The sequence below is a fragment of the Microbacterium sp. SLBN-111 genome (genome assembly GCF_049739645.1).
In the GTDB taxonomy this organism is placed as follows: Bacteria; Actinomycetota; Actinomycetes; order Actinomycetales; family Microbacteriaceae; genus Microbacterium.
The window spans coordinates 1,409,993-1,430,815 of the sequence record NZ_JBMGQH010000001.1 but is presented as its reverse complement, the minus strand read 5'-3'; the positions used below and the strand labels follow the sequence as shown (position 1 = coordinate 1,430,815).

General features: G+C 70.8%; 17 protein-coding genes and 1 pseudogene. 8 read left to right on the top strand and 10 right to left on the bottom strand.

Going from position 1 to position 20,823, the window contains the following annotated elements:
• Positions 1-2: 2 nt before the first annotated feature.
• The 5 genes from RKD05_RS06720 to RKD05_RS06700 form a co-directional block, all read right to left on the bottom strand.
• Positions 3-338, bottom strand: coding sequence for an amino acid transporter (locus tag RKD05_RS06720; protein ID WP_424708894.1), 336 nt, complete (start codon positions 336-338; stop codon positions 3-5).
• Complete coding sequence (locus RKD05_RS06715) at positions 335-970, bottom strand: hypothetical protein (protein ID WP_022878463.1); 636 nt, start codon at positions 968-970, stop codon at positions 335-337. Before RKD05_RS06715 ends, RKD05_RS06720 begins: the two co-directional genes overlap by 4 nt.
• A gap of 95 nt (positions 971-1,065) precedes the next feature.
• Positions 1,066-2,130 carry a WxL protein peptidoglycan domain-containing protein gene (locus RKD05_RS06710; RefSeq protein WP_424708892.1) on the bottom strand — a complete coding sequence of 355 codons (1,065 nt, stop codon included), beginning with the start codon at positions 2,128-2,130 and terminating at the stop codon, positions 1,066-1,068.
• A 59-nt stretch (positions 2,131-2,189) separates the two neighbouring features.
• A complete protein-coding gene (locus tag RKD05_RS06705; protein WP_424708890.1) occupies positions 2,190-4,178 on the bottom strand; it encodes a fibronectin type III domain-containing protein in 1,989 nt (662 codons plus the stop codon).
• Between the two features lie 116 nt (positions 4,179-4,294).
• On the bottom strand, positions 4,295-5,212 hold the full coding sequence (locus RKD05_RS06700) for a HupE/UreJ family protein (protein ID WP_424708888.1): 918 nt from the start codon (positions 5,210-5,212) through the stop codon (positions 4,295-4,297).
• A 425-nt stretch (positions 5,213-5,637) separates the two neighbouring features.
• Between RKD05_RS06700 and RKD05_RS06695 the strand changes: the two genes are divergently transcribed.
• Positions 5,638-6,288 (top strand): hypothetical protein, encoded by a 651-nt coding sequence (locus tag RKD05_RS06695; protein ID WP_424711780.1) that lies wholly within the window; start codon positions 5,638-5,640, stop codon positions 6,286-6,288.
• Positions 6,289-6,523: 235 nt separating this feature from the next.
• On the top strand, positions 6,524-7,528 hold the full coding sequence (locus RKD05_RS06690) for a serine/threonine-protein kinase (protein WP_424708886.1): 1,005 nt from the start codon (positions 6,524-6,526) through the stop codon (positions 7,526-7,528).
• A 9-nt stretch (positions 7,529-7,537) separates the two neighbouring features.
• On the opposite strand, the gene RKD05_RS06685 is transcribed toward RKD05_RS06690, so the two are convergent.
• Positions 7,538-7,849, bottom strand: a complete 312-nt coding sequence (locus RKD05_RS06685; RefSeq protein ID WP_424708884.1) for a hypothetical protein — start codon at positions 7,847-7,849, stop codon at positions 7,538-7,540.
• 191 nt (positions 7,850-8,040) lie between these two features.
• Between RKD05_RS06685 and RKD05_RS06680 the strand changes: the two genes are divergently transcribed.
• Together RKD05_RS06680 and ppsA are read left to right on the top strand one after the other, a co-directional pair.
• On the top strand, positions 8,041-8,907 hold the full coding sequence (locus tag RKD05_RS06680; protein WP_424708883.1) for a pyruvate, water dikinase regulatory protein: 867 nt from the start codon (positions 8,041-8,043) through the stop codon (positions 8,905-8,907).
• Positions 8,904-11,322: pseudogene (ppsA, locus tag RKD05_RS06675) on the top strand (phosphoenolpyruvate synthase). The gene RKD05_RS06680 and the pseudogene ppsA overlap by 4 nt, the downstream one beginning before the upstream one ends.
• Positions 11,323-11,349: 27 nt before the next feature.
• Here ppsA and RKD05_RS06670 read toward each other — a convergent pair.
• Positions 11,350-11,745 carry a hypothetical protein gene (locus RKD05_RS06670; RefSeq protein WP_424708881.1) on the bottom strand — a complete coding sequence of 132 codons (396 nt, stop codon included), beginning with the start codon at positions 11,743-11,745 and terminating at the stop codon, positions 11,350-11,352.
• Between the two features lie 218 nt (positions 11,746-11,963).
• On the bottom strand, positions 11,964-13,109 hold the full coding sequence (locus RKD05_RS06665) for a sensor histidine kinase (RefSeq protein WP_424708880.1): 1,146 nt from the start codon (positions 13,107-13,109) through the stop codon (positions 11,964-11,966).
• Between the two features lie 244 nt (positions 13,110-13,353).
• Between RKD05_RS06665 and RKD05_RS06660 the strand changes: the two genes are divergently transcribed.
• The gene (locus tag RKD05_RS06660) at positions 13,354-14,013 is read left to right on the top strand and encodes a response regulator (RefSeq protein ID WP_063259009.1); all 660 of its coding nucleotides are present in this window, start codon (positions 13,354-13,356) and stop codon (positions 14,011-14,013) included.
• Positions 14,014-14,064: 51 nt separating this feature from the next.
• Here the strand turns inward: RKD05_RS06660 and RKD05_RS06655 are convergent, their stop codons facing one another.
• Positions 14,065-16,194 carry an MMPL family transporter gene (locus tag RKD05_RS06655; protein WP_424708878.1) on the bottom strand — a complete coding sequence of 710 codons (2,130 nt, stop codon included), beginning with the start codon at positions 16,192-16,194 and terminating at the stop codon, positions 14,065-14,067.
• A gap of 155 nt (positions 16,195-16,349) precedes the next feature.
• Between RKD05_RS06655 and RKD05_RS06650 the strand changes: the two genes are divergently transcribed.
• Positions 16,350-16,772: a MarR family winged helix-turn-helix transcriptional regulator gene (locus RKD05_RS06650; protein ID WP_424708876.1), complete on the top strand. Its 423-nt coding sequence runs from the start codon at positions 16,350-16,352 to the stop codon at positions 16,770-16,772.
• Positions 16,773-16,905: 133 nt separating this feature from the next.
• Here RKD05_RS06650 and RKD05_RS06645 read toward each other — a convergent pair whose 3' ends face one another.
• Positions 16,906-17,655, bottom strand: a complete 750-nt coding sequence (locus RKD05_RS06645; protein ID WP_424708874.1) for a FadR/GntR family transcriptional regulator — start codon at positions 17,653-17,655, stop codon at positions 16,906-16,908.
• A 118-nt stretch (positions 17,656-17,773) separates the two neighbouring features.
• On the opposite strand from RKD05_RS06645, the gene RKD05_RS06640 reads away from it, so the two are divergent.
• Together RKD05_RS06640 and RKD05_RS06635 are read left to right on the top strand one after the other, a co-directional pair.
• A complete protein-coding gene (locus tag RKD05_RS06640; protein WP_424708872.1) occupies positions 17,774-19,462 on the top strand; it encodes an L-lactate permease in 1,689 nt (562 codons plus the stop codon).
• Positions 19,463-19,491: 29 nt separating this feature from the next.
• Positions 19,492-20,745, top strand: coding sequence for an alpha-hydroxy acid oxidase (locus tag RKD05_RS06635; protein WP_424708870.1), 1,254 nt, complete (start codon positions 19,492-19,494; stop codon positions 20,743-20,745).
• Positions 20,746-20,823 lie beyond the last annotated feature (78 nt).

The window sequence follows — 20,823 nt, the reverse complement described above, 5'->3', positions numbered from 1 at the left end:
ACTCAGGCGCGCGGAGCCTCGGGGCCGTCGTTCGTCTCGGGGGCCGCGGGCGGTTCGTCCTCCTGCGGCACGAGCAGCGGCCGGTCGACCTCTTTCGTGACCTGCGCGGGGTCGACCGCGAGGAGCAGGAGCGCGAGGCTGACGAGCACGACGATGAAGGTGACGCCGGCGGCGATGAGGCCGATGATGAGCGCGCGCTGGACCTCGTCGGCGGGGAGGTTCTGGAAGACGCCCAGCGAGACCGCCGTCACACCGCCCGCGAAGACGGCGGCGATGAAGGCCAGCCCGAGCAGCTGGACGGGCTTCATGAGGTCGCGGCGAGTGGGCTTGTCGTTCATGATGCGGCCTCCTCGGCCGAGGCGGCCGGAACCGGTTCGGGGCGGCGGGGCGAGAACCCGGCGATCGCCAGATAGACGGCCACGATGGCGGCGTACCCGCCGAAGATACCCACGGCGATGGTGATTCCGGTGAGAGTGAAGGTTCCGGCGCCCTCGATCGAGTAGTCGTACGAGAAGCCCGGGCTCGTCAGCAGGAACCCCACGGCGAGGATGAGCGTGAGCACGCCGATCGTGAGTCCGTCCCGGGCGAGGGATGCCGAGCGCCCGGCGCGGCGATCGCGCACGGCGCCGATGATCTCGACGGCCCCCGAGACCACCGCCCACACGATGACCAGGACGAAGAAGAACCCCGTGGTCCGCCAGGCACCGATGCTCGCCGCGAGTCCGGCGATCCCGGTGACGACCGCGAGGACCAGCGGCGTGGCGCGCTGCCCGCTCGGGTACACGAGCCAGACCGACAGCACGAGCACCAGGGCGGTCGCGAGCGCGAACCCGCTGAACACGCTCGACCCGACGACCGCGGAGTGATCCGACGAGAACGTGACCATGACCGCCGCGAGCGCGGCGAAGAGCGCGCGCGCCAGTTGGACGTGGCGCACGTCGAAGGAGCGCGCGGCAGGAGGAGTGGTCACGGAGGGTCCCGGAGAGACGGAGTCGATGGCATCCAGTCTATTCCCCGGCGGCTGGGCGCCCTCCGTGTGCACCGACGTCGAGATATCCCGGGCGATCAGCCCGCGGGGGTCGCGACGTCTTCCTTCTCGGCGAGGGTGCGGGCGACGGCCTCGGCGACGCGGGCGTCCTCGGCCTCCTGACGGCGGCGACGACGCGTGCGCAGCCAGCGCGGGCCGAACACCGCACCCACCACGATGAGGAGCACCACGACGAGGATCGGCCACGGCACGGCCCAGCCCATCGCCGACGCGGTCACCGTGTCGAGGTCGGTCGTCGAGCCCGAGGCATCCGTCACGGTCGGGATGGCGGTGACCGAGGCCCACACCAGGCCCATCGCGGCCACCGCGGGCACGCGGACGTCGCGCTGCCACGACTCGCCGGGGAGCAGCACGGGAGCCGCCTCGCCGGGCGCGGCCTGAACCTCGCCCCAGCCGAAGATGCCCGCCACCGCGTCGGTGTCGTCGGCGGAGAGCGAGACGTTGCCGGTGTTGTGCAGGCTGTAGTGCACCGTCGCGTCGCCGAAGAGGAGAGGCACGAGCCCGCCGTCCCAATCGACGCTCACGCCGTCGACCGACAGCGCCGGCGCGAGGTCGCCCCCGACCCGGATGCCGGTGCGGATGCCGAGGCGACGGTCGACGTTGACGTTCGCGGTCTGATCGGCGACGGTGAGCGACGTCACGACGCCACCGGCGTAGTCGCCGGGGGTCGCGTCGGACGGGATGTCGACGGTGAAGGGCACCTCGACGGTCTGCCCCGCGGGCACCGAGACGTGGTGCTGCGGCACGACGATCCACTTGCCGACGCCGACCGGCGCCTCGGCGGCGAGGCGGAGGTCGAGCGTGCCGGTCGAGGTGGTGTAGCCGTCCGCGGCGTAGACGTCGAGCTCGACGGGCTCGGTGCCGCGGTTGGCGACGACGATGGCGTCGTCGAGGTGCGCGCCCGGGTTGAGCGTGTACGAGAAGTTCGTGCGGTCGGCGCCCAGCGAGTTCGACGCGGTACGGACCGTCCACGTGACGTCATCGGTGGCCGCGGATGCCATCGCGGGCACGCCGACCAGAGCGGCGGCGGCGGCGAGGAGCGGCGCGAGGGTCGCGGCGAGGAGGCGGGGGAAGTTGTTCATGAGGGTCCTTCGGGAAGGACCGGCGGGGAGGGTCGCTCCCCGCCGGTCCGGTTCGCTGGTCAGCCGGCCAGCGCGGTGAGGGTCAGGGTCGCGCGGTAGCTACCCTTGTCGATCGTGTTCGGGATCTTCAGGTCGAGGTCGGCACCGACGACACCGGCACCACGGTCGTGGCCCATGGGCGCCGAGCTCAGCGAGCGCGAGACCGACAGACCGTCGCCCCCGTCGTAGCCCGAGCCGACCGCGGCACCCGCGACGGCACCGGCACCCGGCGTGACGACCTTGGGCGTCCAGCCGAGGTACTTGCCCTCGAAGGTCTTCTGACCGTCGACGAAGTCGCCGACCGACGCGGAGATGGACCACGCGGCCTTGCTGGCGCGGGTGTCGGTCACCGTGATCGGGTTGATCTGGCCGGTGGCCTCGAAGTACTGGAAGTTCTTCTCCTCCGCCGTACCGAGGTCGACGAGACCGTTGTGACCGTTGATCGTCCAGCCGAACTCACCCGGGGCCGTCGTGGGGACGTCGACCTGGATGTCCTGGCCATCGCCGTGGTTCGGGTGGATCTTGACCTCGTCCTGGATCGAACCGATGGCCTCGGCCGGCTTGGTGCCGTTGTCGGGGCCGCACCACAGGACCTTGCCGAGCTCGACGGCCGCGTTGGGCGCGGCGCAGTTGCCGGACCGGATGTTCTGCACGACGAGCTGGTCCTTCTGGACCTGCACCTTCACGTACGTGCGGACGTGCTCCTGGTTCTGCACGGAGTTGTACCAGTAGTTGGCCGGGTTCAGCGGGTCGGCGCCGTTTCCGGCACCGCTGGTGCCGCTGTTGTCCGGCGCCGTGATGTCGTAGTACTTCGAGCCGGAGGCCGAGTTCGCCGTGACGTACACGACACCGCCGGGGCCCTCGAACACCTCGTCCTGGCCGGGCTGCTCGTCCGCGTTGGCCTTGGCGCCGTTCTTGATCTCGTACGAACGCGAGTAGCTGTGGTCGTGACCCTGGAGGACCAGGTCGACGCCGAGCTTCGAGAACGTCGTCGGGAAGTCGACGCGACGGATCTTGTTGTCGCCGTCCTTCGCGTGGTCGGCCGGCGAGTAGATCGCGTGGTGGTACACGAGGACCGTGTACTTCGCCTCGGCGCCGTGCTTGTTCACGACGTCGGTGACGTACGCCACGTGCGCGTCGTCGCCGCCGCCGCCCTGAGAGGTGGCGTAGCTGTTGCTGTTGAGGTCGATGAACAGCGTGTCCTTGTAGATGAACCAGTAGTCACCGCCGGACTCGGTGCCGATGCTCGAGGCGCCCTTGCGGTAGTACGCGGCGGAGCGGTCGGTGTTCGGGGTGAAGAAGTGCTGCTCATACGACGTGCCGCCCACGTCGTGGTTGCCGATCGTCGCGGCCCAGGGGTACTGGCGCAGCTGGTCGGGAGCGAGGAACGCGTTCCACTGGTCCTCGTTGTTCGCGGCGTCGACCTGGTCGCCGCCCGAGACGAGAAGCTCCGCGTTGGGGTTGGCGTTCACGGCGACGTTCATCGTGTCCACCCAGCCGGCCTGGTCCTTCGGGATGTTGCCCGACGAGCCGATCTGCGGGTCACCGAAGAAGAGGAAGTCGTAGTCGCCCTCGAACGACTGCGTCTTGAACGAGTACGTGGTCGACCAGTTGCCGTCCGAGCCCACGCGGTACGAGTACGCCGTGTTCTCGGCGAGGCCCGTGATCGTCGTGTGACGGTTGAAGCCGGTCGTCGAGGTGTTGGCGGCACCGGATGCCGAGAACGTCGTCGCCGTGACGGGGAACTCCCCGTTCACGAGCGTCGAGGTCGGGGCGACCTGGACCGTCTGCGCGGTGTCGGCCGAGGAGTACCAGCTGACGTTGCGCTGCGACTCGTCGGCTCCGACACCGAGGATGATGCCGGAGAGGGTGGCCGTGGTGTCGGCCGAGGCTGCCGGGGCGATCGCGGCGCCGGAGAGCACGAGCGACGCGCCGACGGCGGCCGTTGCGATCCACGAGACACGGCGACGCGTGCGCGCCCCGTGCGACGTCGATGCTGTGAGGAGCATGGCTGTCCATTTCTCTAGGTGAGGGGCCCGCGGTCGGGCGGGCCGTTCCACGCTGTTCCCCGCGGGTGACCAGGACGTGAATGGTTGACCGTGCACATCTATCGATCAGGGCAACGTCACTCGATCCCGAGGATGCGCTGCACGAACCAGACCAGGCCGGCCACGGTGACGATGACGGCCAGGATGCCGCTGGCCCACATCCCGATCCGGGGAGCGCGGCGGCGCAGCAGCACCAGCAGGGGGAAGACGACCACGATGATGCCGATCTGCACCGCCTCGATGCCGATGTTGAACACCAGGAGCGACCACAGGAGCGTCCACGACCACGGTTCGTCGATGCCGAGCGCCGACGCGAAACCGAGGCCGTGCACGAGCCCGAAGAGGAACACGACGCCGACCCGCAGCCAGCCCGCGCGGTCGAGCCGCAGGAATCCGTGGGCGTGCGAGAGGTCCTGATCGACCTTGCCGCCGCGCCAGAGGCGCCACAGGTACCAGGCTCCGACGACGGCGATCGAGAGCGCGATCGTGGGCTCGACGATCTCCGCCGGGGCGGCGACGAGCCCCGTCGCGGCGAGGATGAACGTGACCGAGTGCGCGAGCGTGAAGGTCGTCGCGGCGATCACGACCTCGCGCAGCCGCCGCGACCCGACGATCAGCGCGAGCAGGAACAGGATGTGGTCGATCCCGGTGAGGAGGTGCTCGGCACCGAGCCGGAAGAACTCCCAGAACCGCTCGAGCGTCGTCTGCGCCGTGGTGAACGACGGGTGCTCGGCATCCAGGACCGTACTTCCCTCGTGGATGTCGAGCGCGTACGTGAGGATCGTCTTCGTCCCGCTGACGAAACCCTCGTCGTCGGGGAACAGGGTCGAGACGACCTCGTGGCCGTTCTCGGAGGGCGGGCACGCGTAGTCGAACGCGAGGACGGCGTAGGGGACGCCGTCCTGGTGCGTCATCGTGACGTCCTCGGCGAGCGCCGGGGTGCAGTCCGCGCCGCCGGCGTCGATCAGGAAGTGCTGCGCGACGTAGCTCGTCACGTCGCCGCGGTACTTCTCCAGCGCGGCGGCCTGCTGCGTCGGATCGTCCGCCTCGAACGCCGTCGTCCCGTCCTGGAAGAGCGCGTCGTTCTTCGCGGCGGTCGGCGGCGGACACGACGAGGAGGTCGTACTCGAGCTGGAGTTTCGCCCGCACCACTCCCGTCCCGCCGCTGGACAGGTCGGCGTACGCCACCGACGACATGCCGTGGGCCTGGGCGGGCGCCGCCGAGAAGAGGAGGGCGAGGATTCCCGCACCGAGGAGGAGAACGCGCGCGGCGCGCCGGGTCACTGCAGACATGAAGGCCTTTCCGCGAACGAGGGTGCCCTGGCGGTGTGAACGGTTGTGCCCGGGAGGGGGAACGGAAACGGAACGTGTGTCTCGCGTTCTCCCGCGCGCCATCCGCGTCGCGCAGGGTGGAGCGGTGATGCGCAGGACGACGATGGCGGCCGTGATCGTGGCGGCGATGGTGATGACGGGGTGCTCCTCGGCATCCGGGTGGAGCGAGATGCGCGCGCACCCGACCGCGATCGGCACCCCCGGCGCGGGGTTCGCCCCGCCGACCCCTCTCGCCCCCGAGGCGACCTACGCGCCCGAGGCCGGGTCGTGGGACGGGGTGCGGCCGCCCGCGGGTTACCGCGTGGTGCTGCTGACCGTGGGCGACGACGCTCCGACGGCGACGCTCGTGAACGCGGTGCAGGACTGGGCGGCCGAGACGAAGGCGGACCTGCGCGTCGTGCACGCGGATGCCGACATGATCGACGGCGCGGTCGAGGCGATGCAGATGAACCCCGACCTCATCATCAGCGCCGGCGATGCCCTCGTCGACCCGCTCGCGACGGTGACCGCCAATCACCTCGACCGGCAATTCCTCATCGTCGGGGCGGAGCTCGCCGAGCCCACCGAGAACGTCACCGCGGCCGACTGGACCGGCGCGGCCTACCGCGGCGAGGGCCTCGGCAAGGCCTCCGCGTACGACCCCGCGAGCTTCACGCCCGAGCGCGCGGCCGCAGCCGTCCGGGCCGGCGTGACCTCGGTGCTCACCGGCCAGCGCGGCATCGTCCTCTGGATCGACTGACGCGCGAGTCGCCATCGGCGCGCCCCGGAGCGACGAACTCCGGCGCCTCAGCCGGAAAAACGCGGCTGACATTATGGACCGCGAGGATGCCGCTTGTCATCGGGCGGACGGCAGAGATCTCGGTGGGTAACGTCGAGCGCACCGCGACGGGCGGGTTCCCGCCCCCGTCGCGGGCACGAGCCGCGCACCCGCGAGTACCACCGGGTTCCGGCCGTGGACCCGAGAGGACGACCGGATGCGTGACACCGACACGACGCCCGTGCCCGCCCTCGGCGACGTCTTCGCGCGGCGCTACCGGCTGCTCGAGCGGCTCCCGGAGGGCGGCGGGCGTCTCTTCCGCGCGCGGGACGAGATCCTCGCGCGCGACGTCGCGGTGAAGGTCTTCGAGGTCGACCCCGCGGCGGCCCCCGACTCGCGCCGCCGTCTCGCGGGGGCGCGCATGCTCACCGCGCTCGACCACCCCGCGCTGGTGACGATCTACGACGCGCACGTCGGCCACGGCGGCGAGAGCTACCTCGTCATGGAGTTCATCCACGGCCCGACCCTGCGTCAGCACCTCGAGGAGCGCGGACCTCTCGCTCCCCCGTTGGCCGCGGCGATCCTGCGGGACGTCGCGCTGGGACTCGCCGCCATCCACGACCTCGGTATCGTCCACCGGCACCTGACGGCCGAGAACGTGCTCCTCCGCCCGCTGCGGAACGCGGGCCGCCCCTTCCGCGGCATCCTCGCGGACTTCGGTGTGACGCACCTCCTCGGCGAGCGCGCCCCCGAGACGCCCGTCGACGACCGGGAGTACCTCCCGCCCGAACGGCTCCACGGGGAGGAGCCCCACGCCGCCTCGGACATCTACGCGCTCGGGCAGCTCGCCATGGAGGCGCTGACCGCGGAACGTCCCCTGAGCGGTGGAGCCGTGCAGGAACTCCTCCTCGCCCCGCTCTCGTACGACCCCGAGATCCCGACGCGGTTCGGCTACGGCTGGGAGCTCCTGCTCACGGCCATGACCGACCCGGATCCGGATGCCAGGCCCACCGCGATCGAGGTCGCCGAGCTCGCGATCGAACTCGCGGAGGGGTCCGGGGCGCCGGTGCCCGTGGCCGAGGCAGCGCCCGCCGATGAACCGGAGGAGACCGCCGCGGGCGCGGAGCCGGTCGCGGCCCTGCGTGCGGTGCACCAAGCGCGCGAGACCGCGACGCGACGCCGCCGTCCCCCGATCTGGGCCTGGGTCACGCACTACCGCTGAGCGCGCGGCTCACACCCGACGCCGCCGCGCGCGCCGGATCGCGACACCGACGGCGAGCGCCGCGACGCCGAGGCCGGACGCGATCGCGAGGGTGATGGCATCCCACCCCGTCGCGGGGAGCTGACCCTGCGCTCCCGGAGGGGGCGAGACGGATGCCACGGGCGTCGGCGCGGGCGTGGGAGTCGGGGTCGGTGTCGGGGTCTGCCGCGAACTCGCCGGCACCTCCACCACGATGATCTCCACGCCGGGCGCGGGCTCCGGCGCGGGCGCCGGGGCAACGGTCGTCGTGAGAGCCCACGCGATCAGGAACGCCACCGACATCTCGAACCACCTCTCGGCGCTCCACTGTGTCGGGCGTACGTGTCCGATCCGGCGGCAGCGAGTGAACGGGAGGGGAAGAACGGCCGTCGCCGATCCCGCGAGGAGGAATCGCTTACCACCGGAGCAAGATCTGCGCTTCTTTCGGTCATATTGGTCGCAAAGGTCGCTTGAGGCACCCCTAGCTTCGTCACATGCCACTTCCTTTCGACGCCACCGCCGCGCTCGCCACCGCCACGCGCCCGGTGTTCTTCGTGTCGGACAGCACCGGCATCACCGCCGAGACGCTCGGCAACGCCCTGCTCGCGAACTTTCCGGGCACCCGCTTCGAGCGCCGCACGATCCCCTTCGTCGACGAGAAGGCGGTCGACTCCCTCCAGGCCGACCTCCACCGGGCGGCCGCGGGCGGCGGGTCCCCGATCGTCTTCGCGACGCTCAAGGATGCCGGCATCCGGGCCCGTCTGGCCGCGGCGGGCGCGGTCGTCATCGACCTCCTCGCCGGTCACCTGACGGAGCTCGAGGCCGAGCTCGGCGCGACGGCCGAGACCCGCGCGGGCCAGTACCACGGGCTCGGCGACCTCGAGCAGTACTTCCGCCGCATGCGGGCGGTCGAGTTCGCGATCGAGCACGACGACGGCCAGAGCGGCCGCGACCTCGCGAACGCCGACGTCATCATCGTCGCGCCGTCGCGCTGCGGGAAGACGCCCACGACGATGTACCTCGCCCTGCACTACGGGCTGCTGGTCGCGAACTATCCACTGACCGACGACGATTTCCCCACCGACGGCCTGCCGCGCATCGTCGCGCCGCACGCCGACCGCTGCTTCGGCCTCACCACCACCGCCCTGCGCCTGAGTCAGGTGCGGCACGAACGCCGTCCGCACTCGACCTACGCGAGCCTCGCGCAGTGCACCCTCGAGATCCGCCGGGCCGAAGACCTGTACCGCCGCACCCACATCCCGTTCCTCAGCTCCGCGACCCGGAGCGTCGAGGAGATGTCCGCCGTGATCCTGCAGTCCATGAACCTGCGGGACCGACCCCGAGAAAGGCCCACCCCATGACCAACATCCTGCGCTTCGACGAGATCGGCATGGGCGACCTCGCCCACGTCGGCGGCAAGAACGCCTCGCTCGGCGAGATGGTGTCGCACTTGGCATCCGCCGGCATCCGTGTCCCTCCGGGGTTCGCGACCACATCCGACGCGTTCCGCCGGTTCCTCGCCGAGGACAGCCTCGACGCCCGCATCGCCGACGCCGTCCGGGGCGTGGACGTCGAGGACGTCGCCGCCCTCAGCCAACTCGGCGGCCGCGTGCGCGCGTGGATCGAGGAGCAGCCCTTCCCCGCCGACCTCGAGGCCGACATCCGCGCCGCGTACGCCGCGCTCGTCGCGAACGAGACGGACCCGGATGCCGTGACGTGGGCCGTCCGCTCGAGCGCGACGGCGGAGGACCTCCCGGATGCCTCGTTCGCGGGGCAGCAGGAGACGTTCCTCAACATAGGCGGGATCGAGAACATCCTGCGGGCGATCCGCCGCGTGTTCGCGTCGCTCTACAACGACCGTGCGATCGCGTACCGCGTGCACCACGGCTTCGACCACCACGAGGTGGCCCTGTCGGCCGGTGTCCAGCGGATGGTGCGCTCGGACGTCGGAGCCTCGGGCGTCATGTTCACGCTCGACACCGAGTCCGGCTTCGACGACGCCGTGTTCCTCACCAGCTCGTACGGCCTCGGCGAGGCCGTCGTGCAGGGCGCCGTGAACCCCGACGAGTTCTACACCTACAAGCCCGCCCTGCGCGCGGGTCGCCCCGCGATCCTCAAGCGTTCGGTCGGCGAGAAGGCCATCGCGATGCGGTACACCGACGGACGTCACGTCGACGGCAGCACGGCTTTCGTCGAGGTGGATGCCGACGACCGCGGCCGCTTCTCGATCACCGACGCGGAAGTCGAGGAACTCGGCCGAATCGCGCTCGTCATCGAGGAGCACTACGGCCGCCCGATGGACATCGAGTGGGGCAAGGACGGCATAGACGGGCACCTGTACGTCCTGCAGGCACGCCCCGAGACGGTCGTGTCGCGGCGGTCGGCGAACGTCCTGAGCCGCTTCGTCCTGGCCGAGCGCAGCGCGGTCCTCGTCGAGGGCCGGGCGATCGGGCAGCGCATCGGCGCGGGGCGCGTCCGCGTGCTGAGGTCGATCGAGCAGATGGCGGACTTCGCGCCCGGCGACGTGCTCGTCGCCGACATGACCGACCCCGACTGGGAGCCGATCATGAAGCGCGCCTCGGCGATCGTCACCGACCGCGGCGGCCGCACGTGCCACGCGGCGATCATCGCCCGAGAGCTCGGCATCCCCGCCGTCGTCGGCACCGGCGTCGCCACCCACGCCCTGAAGGACGGCCAGGAGGTCACCGTCTCGTGCGCGGAAGGGGACGACGGCGTCGTGTACGACGGCATCCTGGACTTCGCCGAGGAGGTCACCGAACTCGACCGGATGCCAGAGGCCCCCGTCAAGATGATGATGAACGTCGGCACGCCCGACCAGGCGTTCGCGTTCTCGCGCCTGCCGAACGCCGGGGTCGGCCTCGCGCGCCTCGAGTTCATCATCAACCGACAGATCGGCATCCACCCGCGGGCGCTGCTCGAGCTCGACCGGCTCGACGGCGAACTCGCCGACGACATCCGCGCGCGCATCGCGGCGTACCCCTCGGCCGAGGAGTTCTTCATCCAGCGGGTCGCCGAGGGTGTGTCGATGATCGCGGCGGCGTTCGCGCCGGAGCCCGTGATCGTGCGGCTGTCGGACTTCAAGTCCAACGAGTACGCGAACCTGCTGGGCGGCCCCCTGTACGAACCGCACGAGGAGAACCCGATGCTCGGCTACCGCGGTGCCGCGCGGTACGTCTCGCCCGAGTTCCGCGCGTGCTTCGACATGGAGTGCGAGGCGCTGCGGCGCGTCCGCGACGACATGGGCCCTGACGAACGTGCAGATCATGGTGCCGTTCGTGCGGACCGTCGCCGAAGCCGCCGCCGTGATCGACCTGCTCGCCGCGAATGGCCTGCGCCGGGGCCAGAACGGCCTGAAGATCGTGATGATGTGCGAGCTGCCGGCCAACGCGATCCTCGCCGAGCGGTTCCTCGAGCACTTCGACGGCTTCTCGATCGGCTCGAACGACATGACGCAGCTGACGCTCGGCCTCGACCGCGACTCGGCGCTCATGGCCTCCGCGTTCGACGAGCGCGACCCCGCGGTGCAGCACCTCCTCGGCCTGGCGATCGACGCGTGCCAGCGGCAGGGGAAGTACGTCGGCATCTGCGGACAGGGACCCAGCGACCACCCGGACTTCGCGCAGTGGCTCGTGGCCCGTGGCATCCAATCGCTGTCCCTGAACCCGGACACGGTCGTGGAGACGTGGCTCACGCTCGCCGCGGACGAGCGACCCAAGGCCGAGATCCTCGCGCAGGCGCATCTGTCGCGGTTGTGACGGGAGCTCCCTCCGCCGCGGTTCCGCTCACACCGTGAAGTGGACCTCGGCGGAGGGAGGCGCCGACGCGCGGAGCGCGTCCACCGCGTCCACGGCCTGGTCTCCGAGTCCGACGAAGTAGCTGCGGCCGTCGGTGGTGGTCAACCGCACGGTGCGCGACTCGCCCATGCTGACGAGGATGCCGGGCCCGCGATGGCTGCCCGTGACGCCCCATCCGCCGAAATCCTCGAGGGCGCGCACCTCCTCCACGTCCACGCGCGCGAGCTGATCCCACCGGAGGCGGCGACCCCAGAACGGCACCACCGACACCGACACCCCGCGCTCCCCCGCCCGCAGGCACACGCCCGAGCAGAACGTGACGACCAGCAGAGCGACGACGGACAGCAACGCCACGATCGCCCCGGACGGGGTGTCGACGTGCACGACCCCGATGAGGAGGAGGATCGCCGGACCGACGAACAGCAGGGCTCGCGACGCCGGGGTGAGGGGTTCGCCGGGCGAGGGTGCGCATGGGGTGTCCTTTCGTCGACGCAGGATCGCGACGCTACGGCGGGATCGGCGTACGGCGGAATGCTCCTCCGGCCACACCCGGGTCGACCTCCCGCCAGCCCTCGCCTCCCGGTGCCGCGACCGCGGAGGCGTCAGGCCAGCGGCACCCGTGCCACCACGACCCAGTCGTCGGCCTCGCGCCCGGCGCGCAGTTCGCCGCCCACCTCGCGGACGAGACCGGCCATGCGGGCGACGCCCGTTCCCGCGGACGGGATGTCGTCGCGGCGGACCGCGGGGAGGGCGTTGCGGACGGTGAGCTCGGCGTGGGTCTCGTCCGCGCGCACGACCAGTGAGACCGTGCCGGGGGCGGCGTGCTTCAGCACGTTCGTCAGGGATTCGCGCAGCACCCGGGCGAAGACGACGCCGACACGACGGGGTGCGCGGGGAAGCGGCGCGGCCTGCACATCCACGTGGTACCCGGCCGCGGTGAGCGTGTCCGCGGCCTCGCGGACCGCGGCCGCAGGGTCGGAGGCGAACCCCGGCGTCGGAGACTCGTCGTCGGCGGCGATCTCGATGAGGTAGCGGAGATCGCCGAGCGCGTTGCGCGCGGTCATGCCGATCGTCGCCTGAGCGGTCTGCCGCACCGCATCGTCGGGATCGTCCAGGAGCTGCGCATGCAGGGCGATGACCGTGAGGTCGTGGGCGATCCCGTCGTGCAGGTCGCCCGCGAGGCGCCGACGCTCCAGAGCGGCCGCGGCCTGCTCGCGCTCGCGGGAGCGCACCAGCTGCTCGTCGAGACGTTCACCGCGGGCTTGCGCCGCGCGCAGGAGCAGCCCGATGCCGCCCAGCACGATGGCCACCACGACGAAGCCGATTGCCATGGATGGCCCGAATGCCGGTTGTCGGGCGACCACGACGGCGGCCACGGTCAGCGTGGCCGTGTAGCCGAGGACGAGAGCCCCCGTGCCGAGCCGGACCACGCACAAGGCCGCGATCGCGAACGCGAGGAAGGTCTGGTGCGACAGCCCGGCCGGGAACGACAGCACCAGTGCCGCGCCCAGCGACGCGGTCCCGGCGGCCGCCGACCAGAGGTAAAGTGCGAACAGCGCGGTGACGACGAGCTCGAACAGCCCACCCGTGCCGTCACTCCCCTGGTCGGTGACCGTCGAGATCACGCTCAGCGTGACGGCGGCCAGCAGGAAGACGACGAACGCCGTCTTCTCGACTCGCGTCAGGGGAGTGGTCTCCCGCAGCCACGAGCGATCCCGTGGGGTGGTGACGTGCGAGCCGATGGACACCGCCCCATTGTGACTCGCGTGCCCCCGTGGTACCCGAAACCCGGGGGCACGCGTCAGGAACAGAAGCCAAGCAAACGGCAGAGAGCAGTCCAGATCCCGGACCGAATCATCATCATGCGGTTCTCCTCGTGTTCCCGGTCGTAGCCCCGCTGAGAGGATCCACTGCGGCCGCACGCGGCCGCAGTGGACCTTCGACCACATCGCTGGCCGAAGGTCCAGGGAGGGTGCTGGGTAGGCTCGCGACATGGCCGAGATCCGCGTGCTCCTCGTCGACGACGACCCTCTGGTGAGGTCGGCTCTCGCCCACTTCCTCACCCGCGAGGAGGGCACCGCCGTGGTCGCCGAGGCCGGCGACGGGCGCGACGCGCTCGACCAGGTCGGTCGTCATCGCCCCGACGTCGTCCTGATGGACGTGCGGATGCCGCGGATGGACGGCATCGACGCGACCGCGCAGATCGCCGAACGCTGGCCCGACGTGCGCGTGCTCGCCGTGACGACCTTCGACACGGTGGACACCGTCCTGCCGATGCTGCACGCCGGCGCTTCCGGCTACCTGCTGAAGGACTCCCCCGCCGAGGAGATCGTCGCCGGCGTCCGCCGGGTCCACGAGGGCACGACGTCGCTGTCGCCGCGGATCGCGGCGCTGCTGATCGACCACGTCCGCGAGCGCGAGCGCCCGACGCCGGCCGGCGCGCCCGCCCTGGAGCCGTTGACCGACCGCGAGGGCGACATCCTGCGGTGCCTCGCGCGCGGCATGTCCAACGCCGAGATCGCTGCCGAACTCATCGTGTCCGAGGGCACGGTGAAGGCCTACCTCGGCCGCATCATGACCAAGTGGGGCGTTCGGGATCGCGTGCAGATCATCGTCGCCGCCGCCCGGGCAGGGCTCATCGCCTTCACCTGACGGGGGCTCCGGGCCGGGAGGTATCTGGGGGCGTCCCCCGGCCCGGAGGGCTTACGAGACCGTTTCGCGCTTGCGCCGCTCGGCGCGGGTGAGCGGCGCCTCGGGCTCGGTCGCGGCCGCGGCGGCCTCGGCATCCGTCACCGGCGGGCGGCGCGGCCACCAGAACCGATCCCCGGCGATGAAGGCCATGGCCGGCACGATCACGGTGCGCACGAGGAGCGTGTCGATCAGCACACCGATGCAGACGATGACGCCGATCTGCGTGAGCGTGATCAACGGCAGCACGCCCAGCACGGCGAACACGGCGGCGAGCAGGATGCCGGCGCTGGTGATGACCGCGCCGGTCGCCGCGAGCGCGCGGATCATGCCGTTCGTCGTGCCGAGGGTGCGGCTCTCCTCCTGCGCGCGCGTGACGAGGAAGATGCTGTAGTCCACACCCAGGGCGACGAGGAACAGGAAGCTGAACAGCAGGACGTTCGTGTCGATGGCGGGGAAGCCGAACAGCGGAGTCTGGAACAGCCACCACGCCGCGCCGACCGCGGAGAAGAAGCTCGCGACGACGGCCAGCAGCAGAAGCACCGGGGCCAGCAGCGCACGCAGCAGGATCACGAGCACGATGAACACGAGCACCAGGATCAGCGGGATGATCAGGTTCTGATCGTGCTGCTGCGCGGCGGAGACGTCGAGGGCCTGGGCGTCGAGACCGCCCACGAGCGTGCGACCCGAGCCGATCGAGTCGAAGTCCGCCCGCATCCGCTCGATCGTGGCGAACGCCTCCGGCGTCTCGGCCGACGCGTTCAGCGTGACGTCGATGCGGGTCCAGTCGCTCGTCTCCTCGACGACGCGAGCCGAGTCGACGCCCTCGATCTTCCCGGCCGCGTCGACGACCGCCTGGGCGTCGTCGTTCGGGGCCATGACCGTCGCGGGCGACGTCGCACCCGCGGAGAACGCCTCGGCGAGCACCTCCTGTCCCTTCACGGCATCGGGCTTCTGCAGGAACCGGTCGTTCTGCGAGAGCCCGGTCTGCACGAAGAACAGTCCGCTCGCGAGGGCGCCGAGCACGACGGCGCCGGTCAGCGCGACGACGACGGGACGCTTCGAGACTCCGCGGCCGAGCTTGCCCCACGGGCTGCGCGAGATCGCGTCGGGCGAGCCGAAGCGCGGGACGTACGGCCAGAACAGCCACCGGCCGAACAGCACGAGTGCGGCGGGCAGAACGAGGAGCGCGAACGCCATCGCGACGATGACCCCGACCGCGCACGCGAGTCCGAGCGCGCGGTTGCCGGACAGTTCACCGAGCAGCAGCGTCGCGAGGGCCAGGGCGACCGTCGACCCGCTCGCGATGATCGCAGGTCCCGCTCCGCGCACCGCCCGGCGCATGGCCTCGCGCCGGTCCTCGGCCAGGCGCAGCTCGTCTCGGTAGCGCGCGATCAGCAACAGGGCGTAGTTCGTTCCCGCGCCGAACACCAGCACGGACAGGATGCCGGTGACCGAGGCATCCAATTCCACTCCGGCGAGCGCGGCGACACGGCGTGCCACGATCCCGGCGGAAGCGTCGGCGGTGCCGATCACCGCGAGCGGCACGAGCCACAGCCACGGGCTGCGGTACGTGATGAGCAGCAGGACGGCGACGACGATGACCGTGGTGAGGAGCAGCGTGAAGTCCGCGCCGTCGAACACCGCGGCGATGTCGACCTCAAATCCCTCGGGGCCGGTGAGATAGGTGCGGACGCCGCTCAGTCCGTCGGCGGCGAGGGTGCGGATCTCGGCGGCGCGGTCGGCCTGCGCGGCGACGTCGCTCTCGGGCGGGAGCGGCACGACGAGTAGCGCGACAGTGCCGTCCTCGGACACCTGCGCCGGCGGGATGAAGCCGTCGGGCGTGAGCTTCACGAGGTCGCCGAACGCCTTCTGCTGGATCGCGGCGACGGTGTCGGCGGGCAAGGCCTTCCCGTCCTCGGATGCGAACACGAGCAGGGCCGAGGTGGTGTCGGCATCCGGGAAGGTGTCGAGGATCTTCTGGACCTGGACCGACTCGGCCGAGTCGGGGAGCCCCGAGCCCGGCGCGGTCTCCGAGCCGCCGCCGGAACCGAAGGCGAACAGCGCGGCGACTCCCGCGAAGGCCACGACGAGAACGATCCACGAGGTTCGGGCCGAGGTGAGGAAGCGCAGGAAGCCGTTCATCGTCGTCTTTCACTAGGTGATGAAGTATCTAGAAAATCTAGATACGAGAAAGGTAGCGCAAAGTCGACGTAGGATGCCAGTCATGGAAGCGACGGAATCTTCCACTCCCCCTGTCGCGGGCCGGCGTTCCCCCGGTCAGACCCGCGACCGCGCTCGTGCGCGCACTGTTCACCGCGGGCGCGGAGTTCGAGAAGGCGCTGCAGCACGAGCTCTCGGTGAACCCCACCGGCCTCGACGCCATGGGGCACCTGGTGATGTCGGGTCCCCTCTCGCCCGGGGAACTCTCGCGTCGCCTCGACCTCACCACCGCCGCGACGACCGCGGCCATCGACCGCCTCGTCGCGCTCGGTCACGTCACGCGGGCGCCCCACCCCACCGACCGGCGCAGCCTGCTCGTCGTGCCGACCGAGGCGTCGGTGCAGCGCGCGATGAGTCGCCTCGCGCCGATGATCGCGGGAGTCGATGCCGTGCTCGACGACTTCACCGACGACGAACAGGCCGTGATCACGCGGTACCTCGAGCGGGTCGTGGCGTCATACGCGATGCCGCCGGACGACGGCACGGCGCGGCCGCGGTAGCCGGGCGGCGGACACTCCCCGGCGTCGGGCCGTCGCGCGGAGTGTGCGGCGGACACGCCGGCCCCGCGGCGGCGGCAGCGGCATGTCGAGACGGGAGTCCGCACGACGGCGCAGCCAGTCGGCTCGAGAGCGCCTAGTTCTCGAACAGCACCGACGTCGCCCGGCGGATGTGCGCCTCGGTCAGCTCGGCCGCCCGGTCGACGTCACCCGCGAACACCGCCTCGGCGATCGCCCGATGCTCGCTCTGCAGCAACGCGGATTGGTCGCCCCAATCCGCATTGCGCTCGATCGCGTGGAGCAGCGGGACGCGCACGGCCTCGCGGATCGCCCCGGTCAGGGCGGCGGAAAGGCTGCTGCCGGAAGCGTCGGCGATGGCGAGATGGAAGCGCGTGTCGGCCTCGTTGAACGCTCCGCGCACGCCGATCGCGGCTTCGCCGGCGGCGAGCGCCGCCTCGATCTCGGCCCGCGCGGCGCCGTCGAGGCCCCGGGCGGCGGAGACGGCGGAGGCCCGCTCGAGCACGATCCGAGCCTCGGTGACGTCCTGGATCGTGAAGTTCGACAGCGCGACGTGCAGCCGGAGGAAGCGGGTGAGGGCCTCACGCGGCAGCGCGGCGACGAACGTTCCGGCGGCCGCTCCGGCACCCGGCTGCGAGCGCAGCACACCCTGGCTCTCCAGCACGCGCACGGCCTCGCGCACACCCGCGCGGCTCACCTCGAGGCTCGCCGCGAGTTCACGCTCGGGCGGCAGGGCATCCCCGACCTTGAGCGCACCGGAGAGGATGCGGTCCTCGATGACCTCGATGACGAGCTCGTGGGCACGGGCCTTTCGGACCGGGAGCCAGAGGTCGTCGGCGGTGTCGTCGATGTTGGGAACGGATGCCATGACCTGCCGCCTTCGGAGTGGGTGTTGACATCGTAGCGGTCAGCCCGTTACCTTCGGCTAGCGGTCAGACCTCTTAGTGGTCGACGCTTCGCGACAACGACGTTCGAAGAAGGGCCCCATGTACACGCCAGAGCTCGCGCCGATCGGTGCCAGCATCGTGCTCTCCGCTCTCGTGGCGAGCCTTCCGTTCCTCACGGTTTTCCTCGCCCTGGGCGTGCTGCGATGGAAGGCGCACTGGGCCGGGCTCGCCGGCCTCGGCGTCGCGCTGGCTGTCGCAGTCTTCGGATTCCGGATGCCGGTCGACCTCGCCGCCCTCTCGGCCACGCAGGGCTTCGTCTTCGGCCTCTTCCCCATCATGTGGATCGTGCTCAACGCCATCTGGCTCTACGAGCTCACCGTGCGTAGCGGCCGGTTCGAGGACCTGCGCCTCGTGATCAACGCCCTCAGCGACGACCCGCGCATCCAGGCGATCATCATCGCCTTCGGATTCGGCGGACTCCTCGAGGCCCTCGCTGGTTTCGGTGCACCGGTCGCCATCACGGGCGTGATGCTCATGGCCGTCGGCTTCACGCCGATGCGCGCCGCCATCATCGTGCTCCTGGCCAACACCGCACCCGTGGCATTCGGGGCGGTCGGGACCCCGATCGTCACCGCCGGAAGCCTCACCGGCATCGACTATCACGAGATCGGTGCGTACGTCGGGCACCAGACACCGCTCGTCGCCCTCTTCGTGCCCTTCATCCTCGTGCTGCTGGCCGATGGTTGGCGCGGGATCAAGGAGACGTGGCCCGCGGCCCTCACGTTCGGCGCGGTGTTCGCGGTCGCGCAGTGGGTCAGCGCCACGTGGATCTCGGTCGAGCTGACCGACATCGTGGCATCCCTCGCCGGTATCGCCGCCGCCGTCCTGCTGCTGCGCTTCTGGCAGCCCCGCGGAACCGCGGCGGCCCGCGAGCGCCTGCTCAAGGATCGCGCGACGAGCCTCGTCGGAGCGAGCGTCCCCGCCACGGGCGGCGGCGCCGGATCCGCGGATGCCGAATCCCCGGTCGAGCGTCCCGGCCTCACGCCGCGCGTGGTCCTCCTCGCACTGTTCCCCTACCTGCTCGTGATCCTCGTGTTCTCGCTGGCGAAGCTGTGGACGCCCGTGAAGTCGTTCCTCGCCTCGACCGATGTCAAGATCCCGTGGCCCGGCCTGGACGGAAACATCCTCACCGCGAGCGGCGCGGCGGCAGGTTCCACCGTCTACACCTTCGCGTGGCTGTCGTCCGCGGGCAGCCTGCTGATCCTGTGCGGCATCGTCGTCGCGCTCGTCTACCGTCTGCCGCTGCGGGAGGCGGGCCGGGCCTGGATCCAGACGCTCGTGAAGCTCCGCTTCTCCCTCCTCACCGTCGGCTCGGTGCTCGCCCTCGCCTACGTCATGAACATGTCCGGCATGACGCTCACGATCGGGGCCTGGATCGCGGGCACGGGCGCGCTGTTCGCCTTCCTCTCCCCGATCCTCGGGTGGTTCGGCACGGCGGTGACCGGTTCCGACACGAGCGCCAATGCCCTCTTCGCCACCCTCCAGCAGAGCGCCGCGCTCCAGGCCGGGATCGACCCGACGCTGCTGGTCGCCGCGAACACCTCCGGCGGCGTCATCGGAAAGATGATCAGCCCGCAGAACCTCGCCATCGCCGCCACCGCCGTGGGCCTGGTGGGACAGGAATCGGCGATCCTGCGCAAGGTCATCTGGTGGAGCGTCGGCATGCTCGTCGTGATGTGCCTGCTCGTGGGACTGCAGTCGTCGGTCCTGTCCTGGATGCTCCCCTGACCCCCTCCTCCCCTCTCGAAAGGCACGCCATGTCCGCCGTGACACGCCAGTTCCCCAACCCGGTCGAGCTGCTCGAGCTGATGCAGTTCAAGCGCCCCGACTTCAACGGACGCCGTCGTCGGTTGAACTCCGCCCTGACGATCGCCGACCTCCGCGACATCGCGAAGCGTCGCACGCCGGCCGCCGCGTTCGACTACACCGACGGCGCCGCGGACAGCGAAGAGGGCCTCGCCCGCGCCCGCCAGGCGTTCGCCGACGTGGAGTTCCACCCGTCGATCCTCCGGGACGTCTCGCACGTCGATACGTCGTGCGAGATCTTCGGCGGTCCCTCGGCCCTTCCGTTCGGCATCGCACCGACCGGGTTCACACGGCTGATGCAGACCGAGGGCGAGATCGCCGGGGCGAGTGCTGCGGGGGCCGCCGGCATCCCGTTCACGCTCTCGACGCTGGGCACGAGCTCGATCGAGGCGGTCAAGGCGGCCAACCCGACCGGCCGCAACTGGTTCCAGCTGTACGTGATGAAGCAACGCGAGATCTCGTACGCGCTGGTCGAACGCGCCGCGGCCGCGGGCTTCGACACGCTGTTCTTCACCGTCGACACCCCCGTGGCGGGGGCCCGCCTGCGCGACAAGCGCAACGGCTTCTCGATCCCGCCGCAGCTGAGCGTGTCGACGATCATCGACGCGCTCCCCCGTCCCTGGTGGTGGTGGGACTTCCTCACCACGCCGAAGCTCGAGTTCGCCTCGCTGAGCGCCACCGGCGGCACCGTCGGCGAGCTGCTGAACTCCGCGATGGACCCGTCGATCTCGTTCGACGACCTCGCCGAGATCCGGGCACTCTGGCCCGGCAAGCTCGTCATCAAGGGCGTGCAGAACGTCGAGGACTCCCGGCGCCTCGCCGACCTCGGCGTCGACGGCATCGTCCTCTCCAACCACGGCGGTCGCCAGCTCGACCGCGCCCCCGTGCCGTTCCACCTCCTCCCGGATGTCGTGCGCGAGGTGGGCGCCGACACCGAAATCGCCATCGACACCGGCATCATGAACGGCGCCGACATCGTGGCATCCATCGCCCAAGGGGCGAAGTTCACGCTCATCGGTCGCGCGTACCTGTACGGACTGATGGCGGGGGGCCGTCAGGGGGTCGACCGGGCCATCCAGATCCTCGCCGACCAGGTCGTGCGCACCATGCAGCTGCTGCAGGTGACCTCGCTCGCCGAGCTCACCCCGGCTCACGTCACGCAGCTCGAGCGTCTCGTCCCGCGTCAGGTGGCCGCACGGGCCTGACCCACGGATCATCCCCGCGACGGACGCGGATACACCCGCGGACGGACGACCCGGATGCCATGCCCCGGTGGGATGGAG